This is a genomic window from Hymenobacter gelipurpurascens (assembly GCF_900187375.1).
Classification (GTDB): domain Bacteria; phylum Bacteroidota; class Bacteroidia; order Cytophagales; family Hymenobacteraceae; genus Hymenobacter; species Hymenobacter gelipurpurascens.
This window is the reverse complement of sequence record NZ_FYEW01000001.1, coordinates 1,324,689-1,345,944: the sequence shown is the minus strand read 5'-3', so window position 1 is coordinate 1,345,944 and position 21,256 is coordinate 1,324,689. Positions and strand designations below refer to the sequence as shown.

The window sequence follows — 21,256 nt, the reverse complement described above, 5'->3', positions numbered from 1 at the left end:
TAGGCCTCTTTCTCTTGCGGAGCAGTCGGCAAAGGCTGAGTTGGAAAGGTGAAATTGGATAATTTTTAAGACTTGCTCAGCCTTTATCCTACTTACCAAGCAAGAAAACAAGCGCTAGGCCACCTGAGAGTGGCCTAGCGCTTGTTCTGAACGCAGAAGGAAATGATAGGTTTAGGCTTTAGACGATGCGCAATTTGGCAAAGCTCAGCAGCAACGTCTTCTCCCCAACTTCTTCAAACTGAATAATGGCTTTTACCGAGCCGTTCTGGTTTTCGAGTTTCGTCACCTGCCCAAAACCAAATTTCGGATGCTCCACGCGCTGCCCGTTTTGCAGGTTGCTGGTATCGGAAGGCTGAAAGTCAGAAGGTGCCACGTACTTGGTGGCTACCGTTTTGCGCGGCGCTGCTGGAATGAGGTTGCTGCGGCGCTCTAGTACATGGCCAAAGGCCGAGTCCATGGGGCTGCCAGCCGGACCTGAAGAGAACTTGAAATCAACATACTGCGGATCAATTTCGTCGAGAAAGCGGCTTTTCTCGCAGCTGCGCAGGTTGCCCCACTGATAGCGCGAGGTAGCGTAGCTCAGCGTGAGCTTCTTCTCGGCCCGCGTGATGGCCACGTAAAACAGGCGGCGCTCTTCCTCCAAATCAGCCCGCGACGTAATCATCATCTGGGAAGGGAAGAGGTTTTCCTCCATGCCCACGATGTATACATTGCGGAACTCCAGGCCCTTGGCCGAGTGAATGGTCATAAGCGTCACCTGCTCGCCTTCGCTCTGCGCGTCCTTGGTGTCGGCGTCGGTCACGAGGGCAATATCCTGCAGGAAGGCACCCAGCGACTTATCCTCCCGCTCGGGGTCCTCGGTGTAGGCCTTCACCCCGTTCAGGAGTTCCTGAATGTTCTCGTAGCGGGAGAGGCCCTCGATGCTCTTGTCAGCATACAGCTCCTCAATCATGCCCGAGTTCTTGGCAATGAACTTGGCCGCCTCAAAGGCATCTTCCTTGGCCGCTACAGCGGTATAGGCCTTTATCTTCTCCGCGAAATCGACAATCGGATTCGCTGTGCGAGTCGGCAAAAACTTGTCGGCATTGCTGACCACTTCCCAGATGGTGTGGTTCGATTCCTCGGCCGAGTTGATGAGCTTGGCCAGCGTGGTATCGCCGATGCCGCGCTTGGGGTAGTTGATGACGCGGCGCAGGGCCTGCTCGTCATTGGGGTTTACCGTCAGGCGCAGGTAGGCCACTAAGTCCTTGATTTCCTTGCGCTGATAGAAGCTCAGGCCGCCTACAATCTTATACTTGATGTTGAGCTTGCGCAAGGATTCCTCCATCGCCCGGCTCTGGGCATTGGTGCGGTACAGGATGGCAAAGTCGTCGTAGGAAAGATGGTGGTTCATCTTGTCCTCGTAGATGCTTTGCGCCACCAGTTTGCCCTCCTCGTTATCGGAGGCAGCTTTCAGCACTTCAATCAGCGGGCCGTCCTCGTTATCCGAGAAAACGTCTTTGCGCAGCTGAGCTTGGTTGTTCTTGATAACCGAGTTGGCGGCCCACACAATGTTCTTGGTGGAGCGGTAGTTCTGCTCCAGCTTGAACACCTGCAGCTCCGGGTAGTCTTTCTCGAAATTTAGAATGTTCTGAATATCAGCGCCCCGGAAGGCGTAAATGCTTTGCGCATCATCACCCACCACGCAGATGTTGCGCTCCTTGGCCGCCAGCTTGCGCGCAATCAGGTACTGCGAGTAGTTGGTGTCCTGGTACTCATCCACCATCACATACTTGAAGATGTTCTGGTACTTGTTCAGTACATCGGGGTGGTCTTTGAACAGGACGTTGGTCTGGTAGAGCAAGTCGTCGAAGTCCATGGCACCGGCCTTGAAGCACCGGCTGGCGTACTGCTGGTACAGCACCCCGATCTTGGGGCGGAGGGCGGCCTCATCGTCCTGCTTGATTACGGGGTCGTTGAGGTATTGCTGCACCGAAATGAGCTTGTTTTTCGCCGCCGAAATACGGCCGAGCACGAGGTTGGGCTTGTAGAGCTTATCGTCCAGCTCCAGCTCTTTCACAATCTGGCCGATCAGAGTTTTGGAATCCTGAGTATCGTAGATAGTGAAGGAGCGGGGGTAGCCGATTTTATCGGCTTCGGAGCGCAGAATGCGGGCGAAAATGCTGTGGAAGGTGCCCATCCAGAGGTTTTTGGCCTCGGGGCCAACTACCTTTTCAATACGGGCGCGCATCTCCTTGGCCGCCTTGTTGGTAAAGGTGAGGGCCAGGATGTTGAACGGATCAACGTTTTTTTCCAGCAGGTTGGCAATGCGGTAAGTGAGCACCCGGGTTTTGCCCGAGCCGGCACCCGCTATAATCATGCAGGGGCCATCGATTTGCATCACGGCAGCGGCCTGCGAGGGGTTCAATAGAGAAAGATAATCGAGTCCCATTCGGTCTATTAGTCGGAAACTAAGCTTATTGGCTACTTAGCAAAGGTAGGGCTTTGGTAGGGGAATGCCGAGGCCGTTTTGCAGCGTTTGAGGAGGAAAAGTGGCCTAGAACAGCCAGGTATACCCCCAGCCGACCAAGGCACTCACGCCAATCCAGAGGATGAGATTCACCTTGCCCCAGCGCAGCGCGCCCACCGAAAGCACTGCCCATACGAGGCTAAACCAATCTGGCGAAGCTTGAATTCCCTGCGGCCACACAACTGCCTGGCCGAGATAAATGCCGAGGTTCAGGATAACCCCCACCACAGCTGCCGTGACGACACTCAAGGCCGCTTTCACACGGTCATCCTGGCGCGTGCGCTCCACCAGCGGGGCGCCCACAAAAATGAACAGGAAGCTCGGCAGGAAGGTGTAAAAAGTGGTGAGCAGGAGCCCCGCCGCCCCCCACACCACCGAGTGCCCACCGTGTTGCCAGGCACCCATGAACCCGACGAAGGTGAGCACCATAATAAGTGGGCCCGGCGTGGTTTCGCCGAGGGCCAAGCCATCGACCATTTGCAGGCGTGTGAGCCAGTGAAATTTCTCGACTGCTACCTGGGCCACATAAGGCAGCACGGCGTAGGCCCCGCCGAACGTAACCAGCGCCGCCGTAGTGAAAAACCGCGTCAGCTGCCACCAGAAGCTCCATTCGCCAGTGAGCAGCCCGGCAGCTGCTACCGGAATTATCCAGAGGCCTAGCGCAATCAGGAGGGCTTTGGCCACTCGTCTAGGCCACTTGTGGTTACTAGGTTCAGTAGTTGGAATAGTTTCCGGGGCTGTTAGCTTCATGCCCAGCCAGGTTGGCTGCCAGCGTTGCACCAATAGGCCGAGCAGCAAGGCGCTGAACACTACCACCGGGAACGGCAAGTGGCCTACGAACAGCGCCAGAAAGCTGGCCAGTGCCATCAGCATATGTAGAGGCGTTTTCAGGGCTTTTTCTCCAATCTTCAACAGCGCCCCCAGCACAATGGCAACTACGGCCGGCTTCAGTCCATACAGCAGCCCAGCCACCGCGGGCACCGTGCCATATTCCACATACGCCCAGCTCAAGCCCAGCAGCATAAACACCGAGGGCAGCACGAACAGGCCGCCCGCCACTAGGCCACCCCGCACGCCGTGGAGCAGCCACCCAATGTAGGTGGCCAGCTGTTGCGCCTCGGGGCCGGGTAGGAGCATGCAATAGTTCAAAGCATGCAGAAACTGCTCCTCATCCAGCCAGCGGCGGCGTTCTACCACATACTCGTTCATCATGGCAATCTGGCCAGCTGGCCCGCCGAAGCTGATGAACCCGAGCTTCAGCCAGAAGCGAAATGCCTCCGCGAAAGACACTGGCGCCGCAACGGGAACATCGGCTGAAGCAACAGGTAAAGCTGATTCCATAGGGCAAGAGTAAGGAGAAAAGCATTAGGGCGTTGAAGGTGGCCTAAAACTGTCATTCCGAGCAAAGCGAGGAATCTGGCTCACTTATAAGAAGCTAACCCAGATTCCTCGCTTTGCTCGGAATGACAGTTTTGGTGGTCTATCGAACTGGCCACTGGCCTAGGCCAGTACCTGAATCACTGCTTCCGAGAACCGCTCCATTTCCTCCAGCTGCGGGCTGCACTGGAGCAGGAACAGATCGACGCCCACAGCTTCGAAGGCGGCGATGCGCTCGGCTACCTGGTCGGGGGTGCCGGTGAGGCCGGAGCGCAGGCCACGGTTCGAGACCGAGTAATCCTGCAGCGATACCTGGTTTTCGAGCTGAGTGCCAGCCAGCCACTGCTGGTAGTTTTTGTAGCCGGCCGCCGAACCGTTCACGTTGGTGATGCGCTCCAGCTCCTTCTTCACTTCCTGCTCCGTGTTGCGCACCACAGAGTAGGCAGCCACCCCAAACTTCATGGGTGGCAAGCCGAGCTTCTCACGGCGCTGGCTCAGGTCCTGAATGCGGCGGCCGATGGCCTCGGGCTCGTCGCCGTGCATGACGTAGCCGTCGCACTGTGCGGCAATGAGGTTTTTGGCGGCTTCCGATTCGCCACCGGCGTAGAGGAACGGCCGGGGGCGCGACACCGGCTTGGGCTGCAGAATGGAGTCGGTTACCTTGTAGAACTTGCCCTCGAAGGTGAAGTGGTCCTGCTTCCAGAGGTTATCGACCACGTGCAGCCACTCGGCGGTGCGGGCGTAACGGTCGTCGTGCTGCTCGAAGTGCACGCCGTACTTCTTGGCCTCATCCTGCCACCACGACGACACCACGTTCAATGACAACCGGCCACCACTGATGTGGTCGATGTTGGCGGCTTGCTTGGCCAGCAGGGCCGGCGAGTGGAAGGTGGGCCGCACGGCCACCATCAGCTCTAGTTTCTTCGTGACGGCGGCCAGGGCGGCGGCCGTGCTCCAGGCATCCAGGGAAGGGGCTTCTTCGCCCTTGATATCGTTGAGATTCAGCTCCGCGATGAGCGAAAGGTCGTAGCCGAGCTCTTCGCTGCGTTGGGCCAGCGTTTTCACATAGTCCCAGTCGGCGCGCATGTTTTCGTCCTCGACGTTGCGCAGCCACCCGCCAAAAACGGGCATCCAATATCCGTATCTCATTATTGTGCGATGAGGTCAGCGGGGGAAGAAGTAATGAAATCAGCACCAACAGGTGCTGCGCCTGACTTAGCGCCGGGCAGCTGCGTTTCGAGGTAGTCCACGAAGCGGGCGTAGGGGTCGAAGCCCACCACATTCACGGCGTCGGCCACGAAGTTGGAGAGGGCGTTGATGTCGTAGAATAGCACGTCGCCGGTGCGGTCATCAATCAGGTATTCGATGCCACCCACGTCAATCTTAGCAGCGGCCACAATGCGCTCCACGGCTTCAATTACCTCGGCTGGGGGCGTGAAAGCTTCCACCTGAATACCTTTTTTAGGCGCCTCCGTGAGGCAGAACTCCGCCGATTGTTCCTCCGGAATCTGGCAGATTTCGGCGGGGCAGAGGTTGAAACTTTCGCCGGTGGTGTACACCTTCATGGCGTACAGAAACTTGCCATTCAGCGTTTCTACGCGGTGAATGTTGCCGCCGTGGGGCGTTACGTATTCCTGTACCAAGGCCGTTTGGTCGATGCCTAGGTCAATCTGGCCAGCGGCCACGGCCGCCTCTACGCCTTCAATCGTGTCAAAGCGGATAATGCCCGCGCCGCTGCCGCCAATGTTCACTTTCACCACGATGGGGAACTGCAGTTGCCGGGCGGCATCTGCAATACGTGAGGCGTGGTTTACTACAAAGGACTTCGGGAACTTCAGGCCCAATGAAGAGAACAAGGAAAGCTGACGGGCCTTGTTAGTTTCGATGGCCGTAGCCGCCGAGCCATTGATAATGCGCGTACCAATACGCTCCAGGTGCGTGGCATAGCCAGCCGTGTGGAAGATGCCCTGGCCGTGACCGCGCAAATAGGCTGAGGAACTCATGCGGTTCACTACCAAGGAGTAGCGGCTCTCTTTTTCCGAGGGGTCGAAGAGGTGATGAGCGGCGTCGATTTTCTCGTAGGCCAGTCCGCGGCGGTCCAGCTCGGCAAACAGGGGCTTAAACCACTCAGGGTGTTCGAAATAGATGCCAATGGGCTTTTGAGCGTGCGACATGAAGTAAGGAGGGGAAATAATGGAAACAGCGAAAAGAAACCGGCCTACCTAAGCGGTTTTCGGCCAGCGAAAAGCTCAGCGCCGGACAGGCGCAGATGTATTCTGAGAGAAGCACGTAGTGGCCTATAAGCCTGCTGAAACCCGATTCTCTGGCGCTAGTGGCCTACACGACAGCCAACCCGCGAGAGTACACGGCCGCCGAATCGGCGCAGCAGAAAACACAGAGAAGGTAAAGCGCCGGCAGAAATCAGCGCAGCGGCCGCCAGCATTCCCAATGAATGCATCGGGGAAGGCGAAAACCGTAGACTACGAAGCGTAGAGGCTACCTAACAACAACAACCCATGCACACGCAAGGCATGCAAACGGCCTGGGTGCGCAGGGCACAACAAGGCTGTTGCATAGCAACGAAAGCGGGAGAAGGGGCGAGAAAGTTGTTGGTAGTAGCCACGGCAACTTGTTTTTATATGGTCAGGACTTGGCACCGTTCCAGCTCATCACTGGGGGTTGCCGGCGTTTCGTCGAGCCTGTCTCTCCACGCCTCTGTATAAAAACAATCCTTTGGTCAGAAAGAATTGACTCCTCAAAGGTAAGGCGTCAGAATTGAAAGTTGCAATAGTGGCCTAGCCGCAATATTTCGGGGTAAGTTTATACGTCTAGGCACTACACGAGAAAGCCGCCGCCACTCAGCCCTGAGTGAGCGGCGGCTTGGCCTTTTGGTGAAAAACGGGCTGCCTATTTCTTCACAGTAGTGGTAGGCGTCCAGCCGCCGCCCAGGGAGCGATATAGATCGATGAGGCGCAGGAACTGCTGGCGGCGGGTATTGCTCAGGTTCAACTCAGCTTCCAGCACGCTGCGCTGGGCCGTGATGACCTCCAGATAGGTGGCGTAGTTGGCTTTAAACAGGTCATCGGAGATGGAAACGGCCTGGTTGAGAGCTTCTACTTCTTGCTGCTGCAACTCGTACATGCGCTGGTAGTTGCCGATGCCGCGCAGGTTGGTTACCACTTCCTCGAAGCCCGTTTGCATAGCTTTCTGATACTCAAAGTAGGCCACCTGCTGCTCGGCGGCGGATCGGCTGTAGTTGGCCTTGAGCGCGTTGCGGTTGATGATCGGACCCGCAAGTCCGGCCAGCGCACCAATAGCTAAGGAACTAGGCGCATTGAACAGGAGGGAAGCTTTGTAGGCATTCAGGCCCACGTACGGCGTGAGCGTGAGCGAAGGCAGAAAGGCGGCGCGGGCGGCAGCAACATCGGCGCGGGCGGCCACCAGCTCCAGCTCAGCTTGTTGCACATCGGGGCGCTTTAGGAGCATAGTGGCGGGCAAACCGGCCTGCACACGGGCGGGTAAGGGCTGCTGCAAAATGGGCAAGCCACGCGCAATGCGCTGCGGATAACGGCCTAGTAGTCGGTTTAGCTCGTTTTCGGCGGCTACAATGCGCTGACGGGCTTCGGCTTCCAGGCTGCGGGTGCGCAGGAGCTGCGCCCTGAACTGCTGCACGGCCAGCTCGTTGGCCCGGCCGGCTTGCTTCTGCACTTTTACTATCTTTAGGCCACTTTCCTGCAGGCGCTGGTTTTTGCCCAGCACGGCCAGCTCATTATCCAGGGCCAGCAAATCGAAATACAGACTAGCTACTTGCGCAACCAAGGCCGTTTCTACCAGATGGCGGCCTTTCTCGGTAGCGAGCAGGCGCAGGTAAGCGGCCTGTTTGCGCTGACTTAGCTTACCCCACAAGTCGATTTCCCAGGAACTGCGTAGGCCCAGAAAAAAGTCAGGAGTGGGCGTAGGGATGCGCTGGCGGCTATCAATGTTGGGCGAGAGGTTGGTATCGTAGTTGCCGACACCGTTTAGTGTGTAGGCGCCGTAGCGGTCTACGCCGGCGCTGGCTACGGCATCCACACTGGGCAGCAAGGCGCCGCGCTGCACCCGCAGGTTGGCCCGGGCTATTTCAATACGCTGTACCGCAATCCGCAAATCTGGATTTGCCTGCAGGGCGGTATCAATGAGGCATACCAGATTCTTATCCCCGAAAAACTGCCGCCACGTCAACGCCGCCACGCCCGCCGAATCCGGGGTGGCTGCCTGCGTGAAGCTGGCTGGCATGGGAGAAGCGGCCGGAGTCGGAACGGGCTCGGCAACGCGGCAGCCCGTGGCCAGCGCTAGGCCAGTCAGGGCTGGAAGAAATCGACGGGTAAAAATGCTAAGGGGAGGAAAGGTCATGGAGGAAGACTAGCGGTAAGTGGTAGCTAGTAGCTAGACGGTTATAATCAGGTGTGTCATGCTGCGCTTGTTGGGGCAGCTCGCGTGCTGATGTTGCTGCAGTAATTGTCATGCTGAGCGTAGTCGAAGCATCTCTACCTCTGGCTAAACAACTGGCCTAGAGAAGCGGTAGAGATGCTTCGACTGCGCTCAGCATGACGACCAAGTTTGAATGCCCTGGCTGCTAGATTGAATTTGCGGGCAGTACTATGCCGTGGCGTGAACTGGTTCGGCTTCGGTTAGCTGTTTGGGCTTCTTCTTTTTGGCCTTGCCTTCGCGCCCGGCGAAGAGCACATACAGCCCCGGAATCAGGACGACGCCGAACAGGGTGCCGATGAACATGCCGCCTGCCGCGGCCGTACCGATGGAGCGGTTGCCAAGGGCGCCCGCGCCAGTGGCTATGCACAGCGGAATCAGGCCGGCAATGAAGGCGAAGGAAGTCATCAGGATAGGGCGGAGGCGCGAGTAACCACCTTCCACGGCGGCCTCTAGAGCTGAGGCACCTTCTTTGCGGCGCAGCACCGCAAACTCAATGATGAGGATGGCGTTTTTACCCAGCAGGCCAATTAGCATAACCAGCGAAACCTGGGCGTAGATGTTGTTTTCCAGGCCTAGCAGCTTCAGGAATAGGAAGGCCCCGAAGATGCCGGTAGGCAGGCTCAGGATTACCGGCAGCGGCAGCAGGAAGCTCTCATACTGGGCCGCCAGCAGTAGGTACACAAACACCAGCACGATGGCAAACACGTAGAGCGCCTGGTTGCCGCTCAGAATTTGCTCGCGCGTCATGCCGCTCCACTCGTAGCTGTAGCCGCGGGGCAGCTCTTTGGCGGCTACCTGCTCAATGGTCTTAATCACGTCGCCGGAGGAGAAGCCGGGGGCGGCGTCGCCGTTGAGCATGGCTGAGGTGTACATGTTGTAGCGCGTGAGCTGCTCGGGGCCGTACACGCGTTCCAAGCGCACAAAGCTGGAGTAGGGCACCATCTCGTTGCGGTCGTTCTTGACGTACATTTTCAGCACATCTTCGGGCTTGGTCCGGAAGCTGGGATCGGCCTGCACCATCACCTTGTACATCTGCCCGAAGCGGATGAAGTTGGAGGCGTAAAACGAGCCCATGAGGGTTTGCAGCGTGCTCATGGCCTTATCCACAGTCACGCCCTTCTTGGCGGCCTGGTCCTGATCGACGTGAATGAGGTACTGTGGGAAGCTGGCATCGAAGCCGGTGAAGGCCGCGCCCACGGCGGGTGTTTTGGCCAGGGCCGTGATGAAGTCGTTGGAAACTTTGGCCGTTTGCTGCAAGTCGCCGCGTCCGGTGCGGTCGAGGAGGCGCAGCTCGAAGCCGCTGGAGTTACCGAAGCCGGGCACGGTGGGCGGTGGGAAGAACTGAATGTCAGCGTCGTTGATGTGCTTGGTTTGCTCGTTGAGCAGGGCAATCAGCTCCGTTACGGACTCCTTCCGGTCGTCCCAGGCCTTGAGGTTGATCATGCTCATGCCGTAAGAAGCGCCGGCCACCTCGTTCATAAGGCTATAGCCAGCCAGCGTCGAAACGGACTCTACCGGGCCGAGCTTGGCAGCGGCTTTCTGAATCTGGTCGAGCACTTTCTCGGTGCGTTCCACTGTGGCGCCGGGCGGCGTGGTCACGTTCACGTAAATCATGCCCTGGTCTTCCGTCGGGATGAAGCCGGAAGGAAGGATGGAGTTTACGCCCCAGGTTGCCACGCAGAAACCGATCAGTAGGCCTATGGTAATGATGCGGTGATTAGCCACGGTTCGCACCAGGTTGCGGTAGCCGGTAGCCATCGACTCATAGCGGCGGTTGAAGCCCGCAAAGAACCGATCCATTAGGCCTAGCCGTCGGCCATCGGCGGCATCCGGCGTATCGCCTTCAATGGCGTGCGTGGGCTTCAGCATCAGCGCGCACAGAGCCGGTGTGAGGGTGAGGGCATTCACCCCGGAAATCACGATGGAAATAGCCAGCGTGAGGGAGAACTGGCGGTAGAACACGCCTACCGGGCCTTCCATGAACGATACCGGCACGAATACCGCCGACATCACCAGCGTAATGGCTACTATGGCGCCCCCAATTTCCGACATGGCTTCCAGGGTAGCATCCATGGCGGAAAGGTGCTTCTCGTGCATTTTAGCGTGCACCGCTTCCACCACTACAATGGCATTATCGACCACAATACCAATGGCCAGCACCAGCGCAAAGAGCGTGAGCAGGTTGATGCTGAAGCCCAGTAGCTGCATGAAAAACAGCGTGCCCACCAACGCCACCGGCACGGCCAGCGCCGGAATCAGCGTGGAGCGCCAGTCTTGCAGAAACAGGTACACCACCACGAACACCAGCAGGAAGGCCTCCACCAGCGTGCGCAGTACCTCATGGATAGACGCATCGAGGAACCGCGACACGTCGTAGGCCACGTTGTAGGTCATGCCGGGCGGAAACGACGATACCTTTAGGTCGGCCATGCGCTCCTTCACCTGCTTAATTACATCGGAGGCGTTGGAGCCGGGGCGCTGCTTGAGCATGATGGCTGCTGAGGGCTTGCCATCAATCTTGGATACCATGCCGTAGCTGAGTACGTCGAACTTCACTTTGGCCACGTCCTTGAGGCGAAGCATGGAGCCGTCGGGCTCGGCGCGCAGCACAATATCCTCGTACTGCTTGGGCTCGAAGAGCTTGCCGGTGTAGCGCAGTACATATTGCAGCACCTGCGCATCCTGGCCCGAGCTCTCGCCCGATTTACCCGGCGCCGCCTCCACGTTCTGGGCCCGGATGGCTTCGATTACTTCATCAGCCGACACGTTGTAGGCCAGCATGCGGTCGGGCTGCAGCCACACGCGCATGGAGTACTCGCGCTGGCCCATGATTTCAGCGAAGCCCACGCCATCAATGCGCTTGAGCTCCTGCAATACGTTGATATCAGCGAAGTTGTAGATGAACTTCTCGCTCACCTTGGGGTCTTCGCTCATCACGTTGAGGTAGAGCAGCATGCTGTTCACCTCTTTCTCAGTACTCACGCCCGCCTTGATAACCTCTTCCGGCAACTCGTCGATTACCGTTTGCACGCGGTTCTGCACGTTTACGGCCGCCAGGTCGGGGTCGGTGCCTACCTGGAAGAACACCGTAATGAGCGTGATGCCGCTGTTGCTGCTCACCGAGGAAATGTAGGTCATGCCCGGCACGCCATTGATGGCGCGTTCCAGGGGCGTAGCCACGGCCTTGGCGCAGACTTCCGCGTTGGCGCCGGTGTAGCGGGCCGTAACGGTTACGGAAGGCGGTACAATGTCGGGGAACTGCGTGATGGGCAGCGTGAACAGCGCTAGGCCACCTAACAGGGTAATAAACAAGGATATGACCAGCGACAACACCGGCCGCCGAATGAACAATGCAAGCATAGCAACAACATCAGGAGGGGAGAAAAGCAGGCGACTGGCCTAGGCGGCCGTATTACGCCACGACGCGTTCAGACTTCCAGGAGCAATGTCCCCTCGCAAGCCTAAAAGCCGAACACGCCGTGACGTTTTGCCTACGGCAGCACCGATACGAGGCTGCTGAGCGTGACCATCCGGGGGGTGATTTGGGCGCCGTTGCGCAAATCTTGGGTGCCTTCGCACACCACGCGCTGCCCCGGTTTCAGGCCCGAGGCCACCAGGTAATAGGTGGCTAGCCGTGTTTTGGGCTTGAACTCGTGCTGCTGCACCTTGCCGGCGTTATCCACCAGGAAAACATAGTTTTTGTCCTGAATCTCGAACACCGCTTTCTGAGGCACCAGTACTGCATCAGATACGGTATTGGTGATGCGTACCTTGCCGCTAGCACCGTGGCGTAGGAGTTTGTCGGGGTTGTCAAAACGAGCCCGGAAGGCAATGGAGCCGGTATTGGCCTGAAACTGACCTTCTACGGTTTCAATTTTGCCCTTCACATTGTAGGTAGAGCCATCGGCCAGCACCAGGCGGGCGTTGTTGGTGCTGCGGGCCGAGTCTTGCTGACCGTTGCGGGTATATTCTAAATACTCGGCCTCCGAAACGTTGAAGTAGGCATATACGGCCCGCGTATCCGACACCGTTGTGAGCAGGGTGCCATCTTCAATTACGCTGCCCATTTTGAGCGGAATGCGGTTAATAACCCCATCAAACGGAGCGCGCACTTGCGTGTAGGAGAGGCTAAGCGCGGCGGCAGTTTCGGCGGAGCGGGCCTCGTCGATCTGGGCCTGGGCGGCGCAGTATTTGGCCTGTGCTACGTCGAGTTCCGTCTTGGAAATGATGTTTTTGGCGGTCAGCAACTGCACGCGGCTTAGCTCCAGCTTGGCTACCTGGGCTTGGGCTTTGGCGCTGCCGAGCACGGCACGGGCCTGGCTGAGCTGGGTTTTGTAGGGCGCATCGTTGATGCGGAACAGCAGTTGCCCTTTGCGGACAGGCTTACCCTCATCCACGTAAATCTGCTCCAGAAAACCTTCTACCCGCGCCCTGATTTCTACGTTGCGCACGGCCTGAATATCGGCTACGTACTCGTGACTCAGTACTGTGTCGCGGGCTACGAGTTGCGCCACGGGCAGCGTGGGAGGTGCTTCGGGCTTGGTGTTTTCCGCTTGCGAGTTGGCGCCGCAGCCGCTCAGGCCCAAGCCTAGCAGCGGCGGAAAAAGTAAGGTAAGAACCGTGTAGCGAAAGGAACGGAGAGGAAACATACGGAGGAGGGGACAACCCGCACGGAAATCGTGTAGGATGTTTCAAAGCTCCTTCCGTAACATTAGCATGAAATTAGAATGACATTAGAAGACATTAAAAAAGCCTCTTTGCTGCCGGACGGAGCATTTTTAGGCATGGAGTAGAATGCTGCCGCCGCCCACACGTAATCGAGGGAGGTTAGTGGGGAATGAGCACCCGGAGGCTGGCCTGGCTGCGAAGCGGCCGCTGAGCTAGGCCTCTGCCTGGTACTGAAGCCGGTTGCTCAGCGGAACCTCCCAGAAGTGCAGCAGCTCTGCGTGAAGCGCGCGCACGGAGCGCTTTTCGTCTTCCGTGGCCAGGGTTTGTTCGGCGTAGCTAAGCAGGAGGGTGGCCTGGGTGTGCACGGCCGATTTTCGCTCCTTGGTATGCGCGGCTTCAGCTGTTAGGGCCAGGGCCCGAAGAAGCCGCCGGAACACGGTGTGGTTGCCTTTGGCGTTCAGGCGCACCAGATCGAATAGGAGCCTTAGGTAGCCGGGAAAATCCAGGGCCGTAGTCAGCACTCGGGGCTGCTCTCCGTCGGAACGCAGGCGGGAGGGGAAGGTCCGGCTGGCCAACCGCTGGCTGGTCAGCCCCAGGTAATCAATGGCCATGATGGCAGTAGTCGTGTCGTTGATGCCGGGCGAAAGCGACCGGAGGGCAATATCAACGAGCTGCTGAATACCAAAGGCCACATCCTGTTCGGTATTACGATGCCGCCCGATAACCAGGTGGCTGGGTAGCTCCTCCAAGGCCTTTGCAGAAAGTGGGCTTGCCGCTGCCGAATCGGGCTGCACCTGGAACAGCAGGGTTTGCTCCCCTACAAACGCTCCAATGGCTTGCTCTATGCGCAGCAACGCGTTGTGCTGAGTGGCCCACTCCAGAAGTGCCGGCCCATCTATCCGCTGCACATATCCGGCCTGCGAAGTGCGCACAGGCCGCCAGGTAGCAGCGTTTTCAGAAAAAGCAGACAGAAGCGCTTCTGATTCGGGCAGCTCAGCAGGCTCGCCCAGTTCCTTGGGGAACATCCTGTTCATGGCCTGCAAGGTTTCTTCACTGATGCGCTGCAGAATAGTGCCCGTTTGCAACGATTCGGCAATGTGGTGGATGAAATAGATGAGAGCCACCACGCCGCCCAGCGCGAAAACCAGGCCTAGCAGCACCGCCGTAGAGGGCACAAAGCGCTGCTCATCAGTGCCCCGAATGGTGCCCAGCACAATCAGGCAATACGTAAATACGCCCACGAAATACCCCATCACCACCTGGTTGCCCCGGTCGCTCATGAAGTTGCGCAGCACCCGTGGCGAGTACTGGCTGCTTACCTGCGAGATGGAAGAAAGGGTAAGGGAAAATACCAGCGCCGCTACCGTGAGCATAGAGCCCGCAATGGCCGTGAGCATGCCCCGCGAGCCCTCGGCCCCTGCACCAAACAGCAAGGGAAACTGCTTGTCGCCATCGAAGGAGGTGCGCGCATCAAACTCAATCACGCCGTAGGCCACTCCGCAGGCCCCCAACACTATCAGACACGGCACGAACCACAAGGATTCCCGCAATTTCTGCCAGTATTGTTGAGGGTTAAAAAGCATAAGGCAGTAAGTCAGGGTAGAAGAGCCGGTGGCCGGGGCATGCCACGTACGTATACCCCAATGAGCAGGGTGCGGAAAATGCTTGTCCAGGAAGTGAAAAAACCTGGTCCATAGAGTTTGTGCAGTACCTAATTAGGGCATACGCGCTCCTGATCAGAAGGACCATTTCAGGCCACCAACGAAAAGCAGCAAGCTATTCGGTGGGGTAGGTAGTGTCAGCGTGCGATTTAGGGCTCCCAGGAAGTTGAAGCATGGGTTAGACTATCGGGCGTGAAGGAGTAGCCGGCCCGGCACTCGGCCAGCGCCCTGCGGGCTTCCTGCAACTCTACCTCAGTTGCTGTTTCGAGCAGAGGGGTAGCAAATGCGTAGTCTTCGGGGTAATCGGGGCCCTGGAAGAGCAAGTACAGATTGAGCCCCGTGGAAAGCAGCAGTGTGCCTACCAGTAGCCACACCAAGAGCCGGTTTCGGGAGGCGGAAGAAGTGGATCTTGCCATCATCAGCGCAAAACACGCCCGGCAAGATTAGAACCGTATGAGAAGAATATTAGAAGATATTAACGCCCACACTGGCCTAGGAGGCCGCGGGCAACGACACTTCGGCCGTGGTGCCCTGGCCTACTGCTGAGGTCAGGCGAATGTCGCCGCCATGCACAAGCACAATTTTGCGCGTCATGGGCAGGCCTAGGCCATAGCCGGGGGCACTGTTGCCGTTGCCGGCCCGGTAGAGGGGCTCGTAAATCCGGGCCAGCTCGTGGGGTTCCATGCCAATACCCGAGTCTGTCACTTTAACCTGAATAACACCCGGGCTCAAGTAGCCCAACTCAACCTGCACCTCCGCTGAGGAGTATTTGCAAGCGTTATCAATGATGTTCAGGAGGGCGGTAGTAAGGAGTTGGGCGTTGCCGCGCACCGTAAACATATCCTCCACTTCCGGCGGCAGCAGCCCGAATTGCAACTTTATGGCGCGGCCCGGGTGCTTGGTTTCGCAGGTGCCGATGGCTTGGGTCAGGCATTCATCGAGTCGCACGGGCTCCTGCTGAAACGCGGGGTCCGTGACTTTCGCCAGGGAGAGCAGGCCGTTGGTGAGGGCAATCAGCTTCTTTATTTCTTCCACCGCCGAGCTCATGCTGTGCTTGGCTTCCGGCAGGTCGTGGTCGTAGGCCAGGGAGGTTTCCAGCGTGCCGAGGACGTTGGCCAGCGGCGTCCGAAGCTCGTGGGAAGCGTTACTCAGGAAGGTTTTCTGCGATTCAAAGGCCTGCTCCACGCCGCCCAGCATATGGTTGAAAGTGCGGGCCAGTTGGGCAATTTCATCGGTGCCATTGCCTTCATCTACGCGGGCGTTCAGGCGCGAGGCCGTGATGCGCTCCACCTGGCCTACAATGCGGGCAATCGGCTTCAACGACTCATCGGCAAAATACCAGCCGGCCAGGATAATGAGCACCAACGAGCCAATATTGGCGGCCAGCAAGATCAGACCTAACTTCTCTAATTGCTGATGCCCAAAATCGTCGTGACCCGCCGAAAAAATCCAGTAGGGGTGGCCGTGGTGCTTGTAGTAAATCCCGATGGTTTCCAGCAAGCCGTCTTTAAAATGCACCGGCCGGCCCGGCCGAATTTTAGCCAGATACTGGGAGTTGAACTTCTGGCTGAGATTGTCGGCGCTGGTGTAGAGCAGGTGCTGGCCCTCCCCGTAAATACTGATCTGTTCGCCCGGCACTGTGAATAAGTCGCGGCGGTGTAGGGTGCGCAGGAGCTGTTCGTTCAGGGTGTCGCGGCGCACAATTACGCGGGCCGTCATGGTAGCCTTTCCGGCCAGGCGGTTTAGGAAGCGCTGCTCCCGCGTAGTAGCATGGAAATAATACAGGAAGATCGAAAAACACAGCTGGATGCCCACTACGAGTAGCGTAAAGCGCAATATCAGCTTGTTCCGGATCAGCATAGAGGTGAAATGGGGAAGTGAACGTTAGAGTGGCCTAGGCCATTCTTTAGTGGGGCTAGTGTGTCATTGCGAGCGGAGCGAAGCAATCTTTCCTTGTCGCACGCTCTTTATCTGCAGTCACGAAGAGTTGTGAAAAACTCGTGCTTTGAGGAAGGAAAGATTGCTTCGTCCTTCGTCCTCGCAATGACGGATGGGGCGTTGTCTGGCGAATTCGAGCCCGAAAAGAGCAATGATTAGTTACGCTCTTCTCCGGGTACATCGACACTGGTTTGATGCGCCACCTGCTCGCCATGACGAAGCACGCTACCCCTCGCGGAGCACGTAGCCCATGCCTACCACCGTATGTATTAGCTTGGTGTCGTAGCCTTTGTCGAGCTTTTTGCGCAGGTAGCTCACGTACACGTCAATCACGTTAGTGTTGGTATCGAAGTTGAGCTCCCAGACTTTCTCGGCAATATCCACGCGCGAAATGACCTTGCCCCGGTTCAGCAGCAGATACTCCAACAAGGAGTATTCCTTGGTTGTGAGGTCGATGCGCTGGCCGGCGCGCGTCACGGTTTTGGAATCGAGATTCAGCTCCAGATCGGCAATGCGCAGCGGGTGCTTACGCGCCGCCTCGGTGTGGCGGCGCGTAAGCACCCGCGCCCGCAACAGCAACTCCTTGAACTCGAAGGGCTTCACGAGGTAATCGTCGGTGCCGGCCTCAAACCCGGTTACCTTGTCATCGAGGCTGTCGAGGGCCGTGAGCAGCAGAATGGGCACGTGCGGGTCCTGCAGCCGGATCTGTCGGCACAGCTCAAAGCCGTTGATGTAGGGCAGATTCACGTCCAGAATAATCAACTCGTAGCGCTGCTGCTGGGCCAGAGAGTGGCCCATGCGTCCGTCGTAGGCCACTTCAATTTCGTATCCTTCGTTTTCAAAACCTTTCCTGACAAACGAAGCGAGCTTGGGCTCATCTTCCACCAACAGTATTTTCATGCTGGCTGCAAGGTACATAACTCCCTGTACCCTTTTGCGGTAAAAGGAGTTGTTCTAGGCCACTTCGCAAGCCAACTCCGGAGCAGCGGCCCGCGTCTTTTGGTGGCTATAACTTCTCACTCCGTTACTTCGCAGCTGATTTCAGGTCAGAGGTATGCACACAGGAAAAGAAGGTCAGCAGATTTCGAACACTTCCTCACCGTCCGGACAAGGCGGGGAAAAAGCTAACAGCAAGCAACGGCTGGCCATTCTCTGCCTTTCCGATAGCTTAGGGGGGCTGGAAATCAATACCATCAAGTTCTCAGGCTGGATGCGGGAGCGGGGCTGGGACATTACGCTGCTGATTCCGCCCGCCTCGCCGCTTGCCGAGTGGGCCGCCTGCGAACAACTGGCCTACGAAACGATAAGCACCCGCCGCAAATCTGTGGCACTGCCCGCCGCCCAGCAAGTAGCGCAGTACCTGCGCAAGCATGGCATCAGCCGGCTGCTGGTTACGCAGAACAAAGACCTGGGCTTCGTAGTGTTGCTCAAGCTGTTGTTGGGCAATGAGTTGCACGTAGTCTATCAGCAGCACATGCAGATCGGGATTCCGAAACGCGACTGGTTTCACACCTGGCGTTTCAGTCTGATTGAAGCGTGGCTTTCGCCACTACCTGGCCTAGCGCGGCAAGTAACTGAGATGACGCGCTTCAACCCAGCCCGGGTGCATGTAGTGCCGCTGGGAATAGACTTAGCACGTTTCCTGGAGCCGGGCCTGACTCAGCAGGAGGCGCGCGAGCAACTCCAGCTACCGCAGCACCCCTTGCTGCTGGGCGTGCTAGGCCGGTTTGATGATGGCAAAGGCCAGGACTTTGTCATTGACGTGCTGCATCAGCTCCGCACCCAACACCAGCAACCCGTAGAGCTGGTCCTCATGGGCGAGCTGACCCGCAACGAAGGCGACGAATACTGGCAGCACCTGCAGGCGCAAATCACGCGACTAGGGCTGCGGGAGCAGGTGCATATCCTCCCGTTTAGCCCTAAAACGGAAGTATTCTACCGCGCCATTGATGTGTTTGTGCTGGCCTCCGTGAGCGAAACCTACGGCATGGTAACAATTGAGGCCATGGCCGCGGGCCTGCCGGTGGTAGCCAGCGCCACCGGCGGCACCCTGGAAATTGTGCAGGATGGCCAGACTGGCCTACTGTACCCCTTGCGCAATGTAGCGGCGTGCGTACACCAGGTGCTGCAGTGCCTGACGCAACCCGCGCTGCGGGAGGCGCTAGGCCAGTCGGCGAGCCAGCGGGCCCAGGCGGAGTACTCGTACGTGCGGCAGTGCGAGCTCACTGAGCAGATTCTGCTGAAGCTGGCCTAATTCCGGTATCTTTGCGGCGCTGTTTCTTGTAGTGAACTGGGGTAGGGGCGTAGATGTTGGCTAAGTCATTTCGCGGCACCCAGGAGAACCAAGAGGCACGATTAGCGAGCAAACTACGACATGATCATCATACAAAATACCGTCATCTCGGATGACGTGCGGGATAATTTCTTCGTGTGCAATCTGGAAGCCTGCAAAGGTGCCTGCTGCGTAGAAGGCGACCTGGGTGCCCCCCTGGAAGCCAATGAGCTGCAGATTCTGGAACAGGAATACGCGGCCATCAAGCCCTTTCTGACGGAAGCCGGGCAGCAGGCCATTGAGCAGCAAGGTCTCTACATCAAAGACTGGGAAGGCGACTACAGCACCACTACCATCAACGACCGGGAGTGCGCCTACGCGCTCTACGATGAGCGCGGTATTCTGAAGTGCGGCATCGAGCAGGCTTATCTGGCCGGTGCCACCAGCTTCAAGAAGCCCATCAGCTGCCACCTATATCCCATCCGCATCACGAAGTACGAGGACTTCGATGCCCTCAACTACGACCGTTGGAATATCTGCAACCCGGCCTGTTCATTCGGCGCGAACTTGGGTGTACGCATCTATCAGTTCCTGAAAGAACCACTCGTGCGCAAATACGGCGAGGAGTGGTACGGCGAACTGGTGCACGAGATTGAGCACGGCACACCCGAGAAATAGTCAAGATAAGAGGCCTATACAACGGGCTAGGCCAGTACGCACAAAAAAGGCTAACCAGTTGGTTAGCCTTTTTTGTGCTGGATAATTTACTGGTCTACATGTTTGTAGTTCCCTAGTTAGGAACCCACACCGAGTAGCTGCGGGCCTGTACCGGGAAGTTGCCGTAACCGTTGGCATCCGTGGTGATGGTGCCAGCATAGTTGCCAGTCTTGTCGGTCAGCGTGGCGCTTTTGAAAGGGGAAGTGATGCCTTTGGTACGGGCAGATCCGCCGTCATTCAAGATCATCATCAAGCCTTTGTGGGTGGCGTCGCCGGCGCGGGAGTAGGCGTAATAATCGGCATCATCCACGCTGGTGTATTCGTAGGCCGAGCCGAAAGCATTAGCCTTCCGGATCTGCATCAGCTTGCTGATTTGCGTGCCCAGGTTGTAGTTGTAATAGTCTTTGTAGAAGACGCAGGGGTAACCTTTCTCGCGGGTCAGAATGTAGGCGTAGGCCAGCATTTTGAGGTTTACCACTGGCGAAAACAGCGCGCCGCCGGTCTGGTCGGTGTCGTGGTTATCTACGAAGGAGACCGACAGTGGCCCGTTGGCTTCCGTGAAGCCCGCAAATTGCAGCCCGCGCATATCCCAGGCACCGTTGCCGCTGCTCATGCTCTGGAAGGTATAGTGCAGCGGCACGTCGAACAGACTGGTGCGGCCGCCCGTCGCCGACGCGTAGTTATTCATATCTGTGAGGTTGCGGAACCAAGCCTCACTCACCGCAAAGCGGCCGCTGGTGCCTTTCACCGCATCCAGCCACTCATTCACAAAGCCGGTCTGAATGTGTTTGGTGGCATCGAGGCGGTAGCCGTCTAGGCCTAGCTTGGTCGTAATCCAGTTGCCCCAGTTCTTGGTTTCCGTCCGCTGATTTACGTCGGCGTATCGGATTTCCGAGCCTAGCAGGTTATCGTAGGCATCACCGTTGGCGTAGGAGTTGAAATCCCAGGCATTCCACTGATACCAGCCATTATTAGGCGCCTGCTGCGTACCGTTGAAGTTGTAATAGTGCCACTTAAACGAGCTATACGTGTTGCCACGACCCGGATAGGTGAAGCTGGTGTACACGTTGTAATTGGTGCCGTTGTAGCTGAATTGCTCCTGTGCATCGGCCGAGGTCAGATGGTTCATTACCATATCCTCGTACACCTGAATGCCTTTGCCGTGCAGTGCCGTAATGGCCGACTGTAGCTGGGACAGTGTGCCGTAGCGGGTGGCAACCGTGCCTTTCTGATTGAATTCGCCCAGGTCGTAGCGGTCATATACGCCGTAGCCTACATCATTGATGCCACTGCCTTTGTAGGCCGGTGGCAGCCAAACAGCCGTGAAACCGGCCGTGCTGAACTCGGTGGCTTTGCTGCCCAGCACCTGCCACCAAGTGCCCTGCGTATTGCTGATCGGCACATCCCAGTAAAACCCTTGCAGCATCACGCCATTAACGGCCGTAGCATTTTGGGTGTTGTTGGAAGCTACCGGAGCAGCAGGAGAGGAGGGCGCTAGGTTCTCTTTGGAGCAAGAAGCAGTGAGCAATGCTCCGCCTAGCAGCAGGCCTACAAGAGGCTGCCGAAATGGGGTTTTCATACGGTGGGTGTTTTGGTTGTGGGGGTATTGAGAACGTTACAATACTAGAGCATAGAACCCGGAAA

14 protein-coding genes and 1 riboswitch are annotated in these 21,256 nt (G+C 57.6%); of the genes, 2 read left to right on the top strand and 12 right to left on the bottom strand.

The genetic code is table 11. The features are described 5' to 3' along the window. Positions 1 to 178: 178 nt before the first annotated feature. From CFT68_RS05705 to CFT68_RS05655, 11 genes are all read right to left on the bottom strand, one after another. Positions 179 to 2,431: an ATP-dependent helicase gene (locus CFT68_RS05705; protein ID WP_088842433.1), complete on the bottom strand. Its 2,253-nt coding sequence runs from the start codon at positions 2,429 to 2,431 to the stop codon at positions 179 to 181. Between the two features lie 105 nt (positions 2,432 to 2,536). Then, the gene (gene chrA / locus CFT68_RS05700; protein WP_088842432.1) at positions 2,537 to 3,850 is read right to left on the bottom strand and encodes a chromate efflux transporter; all 1,314 of its coding nucleotides are present in this window, start codon (positions 3,848 to 3,850) and stop codon (positions 2,537 to 2,539) included. A gap of 159 nt (positions 3,851 to 4,009) precedes the next feature. Next, on the bottom strand, positions 4,010 to 5,035 hold the full coding sequence (locus CFT68_RS05695; RefSeq protein ID WP_088842431.1) for an LLM class flavin-dependent oxidoreductase: 1,026 nt from the start codon (positions 5,033 to 5,035) through the stop codon (positions 4,010 to 4,012). Next, a complete protein-coding gene (locus CFT68_RS05690) occupies positions 5,035 to 6,060 on the bottom strand; it encodes an ATP-grasp domain-containing protein (protein ID WP_245815284.1) in 1,026 nt (341 codons plus the stop codon). The genes CFT68_RS05695 and CFT68_RS05690 overlap by 1 nt, the downstream gene beginning before the upstream one ends. A 458-nt stretch (positions 6,061 to 6,518) precedes the next feature. Then, a riboswitch (SAM riboswitch) is annotated at positions 6,519 to 6,612 on the bottom strand. 181 nt (positions 6,613 to 6,793) lie between these two features. Beyond that, positions 6,794 to 8,278: an efflux transporter outer membrane subunit gene (locus CFT68_RS05685; protein ID WP_088842430.1), complete on the bottom strand. Its 1,485-nt coding sequence runs from the start codon at positions 8,276 to 8,278 to the stop codon at positions 6,794 to 6,796. 246 nt (positions 8,279 to 8,524) lie between these two features. Continuing rightward, the gene (locus CFT68_RS05680; protein WP_088842429.1) at positions 8,525 to 11,716 is read right to left on the bottom strand and encodes an efflux RND transporter permease subunit; all 3,192 of its coding nucleotides are present in this window, start codon (positions 11,714 to 11,716) and stop codon (positions 8,525 to 8,527) included. Positions 11,717 to 11,847: 131 nt separating this feature from the next. Continuing rightward, the gene (locus CFT68_RS05675; RefSeq protein WP_088842428.1) at positions 11,848 to 13,005 is read right to left on the bottom strand and encodes an efflux RND transporter periplasmic adaptor subunit; all 1,158 of its coding nucleotides are present in this window, start codon (positions 13,003 to 13,005) and stop codon (positions 11,848 to 11,850) included. 231 nt (positions 13,006 to 13,236) lie between these two features. Continuing rightward, a complete protein-coding gene (locus CFT68_RS05670) occupies positions 13,237 to 14,607 on the bottom strand; it encodes a DUF2254 domain-containing protein (RefSeq protein WP_088842427.1) in 1,371 nt (456 codons plus the stop codon). 227 nt (positions 14,608 to 14,834) lie between these two features. Then, complete coding sequence (locus CFT68_RS05665; protein ID WP_141106461.1) at positions 14,835 to 15,104, bottom strand: hypothetical protein; 270 nt, start codon at positions 15,102 to 15,104, stop codon at positions 14,835 to 14,837. Positions 15,105 to 15,177: 73 nt separating this feature from the next. Beyond that, positions 15,178 to 16,545, bottom strand: coding sequence for a sensor histidine kinase (locus tag CFT68_RS05660; protein WP_088842425.1), 1,368 nt, complete (start codon positions 16,543 to 16,545; stop codon positions 15,178 to 15,180). Between the two features lie 303 nt (positions 16,546 to 16,848). Continuing rightward, on the bottom strand, positions 16,849 to 17,523 hold the full coding sequence (locus CFT68_RS05655) for a response regulator (RefSeq protein WP_088843687.1): 675 nt from the start codon (positions 17,521 to 17,523) through the stop codon (positions 16,849 to 16,851). Positions 17,524 to 17,677: 154 nt separating this feature from the next. Between CFT68_RS05655 and CFT68_RS05650 the strand changes: the two genes are divergently transcribed. Then, the gene (locus CFT68_RS05650; protein WP_088842424.1) at positions 17,678 to 18,877 is read left to right on the top strand and encodes a glycosyltransferase family 4 protein; all 1,200 of its coding nucleotides are present in this window, start codon (positions 17,678 to 17,680) and stop codon (positions 18,875 to 18,877) included. Positions 18,878 to 18,997: 120 nt separating this feature from the next. Beyond that, a complete protein-coding gene (locus tag CFT68_RS05645) occupies positions 18,998 to 19,573 on the top strand; it encodes a DUF3109 family protein (RefSeq protein ID WP_088842423.1) in 576 nt (191 codons plus the stop codon). 112 nt (positions 19,574 to 19,685) lie between these two features. Here CFT68_RS05645 and CFT68_RS05640 read toward each other — a convergent pair whose 3' ends face one another. Then, a complete protein-coding gene (locus CFT68_RS05640; protein WP_088842422.1) occupies positions 19,686 to 21,191 on the bottom strand; it encodes an alpha-amylase in 1,506 nt (501 codons plus the stop codon). Positions 21,192 to 21,256: the final 65 nt, after the last annotated feature.

What these genes read in the sequence shown, in the direction of transcription:
- CFT68_RS05675 (WP_088842428.1), bottom strand. Translation starts at nt 13,005, where the DNA reads ATGTTTCCTCTCCGTTCCTTTCGCTACACGGTTCTTACCTTACTTTTT.
- chrA (WP_088842432.1), bottom strand. Translation starts at nt 3,850, where the DNA reads ATGGAATCAGCTTTACCTGTTGCTTCAGCCGATGTTCCCGTTGCGGCG.
- CFT68_RS05685 (WP_088842430.1), bottom strand. Translation starts at nt 8,278, where the DNA reads ATGACCTTTCCTCCCCTTAGCATTTTTACCCGTCGATTTCTTCCAGCC.
- CFT68_RS05645 (WP_088842423.1), top strand. Translation starts at nt 18,998, where the DNA reads ATGATCATCATACAAAATACCGTCATCTCGGATGACGTGCGGGATAAT.
- CFT68_RS05655 (WP_088843687.1), bottom strand. Translation starts at nt 17,523, where the DNA reads ATGAAAATACTGTTGGTGGAAGATGAGCCCAAGCTCGCTTCGTTTGTC.
- CFT68_RS05665 (WP_141106461.1), bottom strand. Translation starts at nt 15,104, where the DNA reads ATGATGGCAAGATCCACTTCTTCCGCCTCCCGAAACCGGCTCTTGGTG.
- CFT68_RS05660 (WP_088842425.1), bottom strand. Translation starts at nt 16,545, where the DNA reads ATGCTGATCCGGAACAAGCTGATATTGCGCTTTACGCTACTCGTAGTG.
- CFT68_RS05650 (WP_088842424.1), top strand. Translation starts at nt 17,678, where the DNA reads ATGCACACAGGAAAAGAAGGTCAGCAGATTTCGAACACTTCCTCACCG.
- CFT68_RS05680 (WP_088842429.1), bottom strand. Translation starts at nt 11,716, where the DNA reads ATGCTTGCATTGTTCATTCGGCGGCCGGTGTTGTCGCTGGTCATATCC.
- CFT68_RS05705 (WP_088842433.1), bottom strand. Translation starts at nt 2,431, where the DNA reads ATGGGACTCGATTATCTTTCTCTATTGAACCCCTCGCAGGCCGCTGCC.
- CFT68_RS05640 (WP_088842422.1), bottom strand. Translation starts at nt 21,191, where the DNA reads ATGAAAACCCCATTTCGGCAGCCTCTTGTAGGCCTGCTGCTAGGCGGA.
- CFT68_RS05695 (WP_088842431.1), bottom strand. Translation starts at nt 5,035, where the DNA reads ATGAGATACGGATATTGGATGCCCGTTTTTGGCGGGTGGCTGCGCAAC.
- CFT68_RS05670 (WP_088842427.1), bottom strand. Translation starts at nt 14,607, where the DNA reads ATGCTTTTTAACCCTCAACAATACTGGCAGAAATTGCGGGAATCCTTG.
- CFT68_RS05690 (WP_245815284.1), bottom strand. Translation starts at nt 6,060, where the DNA reads ATGTCGCACGCTCAAAAGCCCATTGGCATCTATTTCGAACACCCTGAG.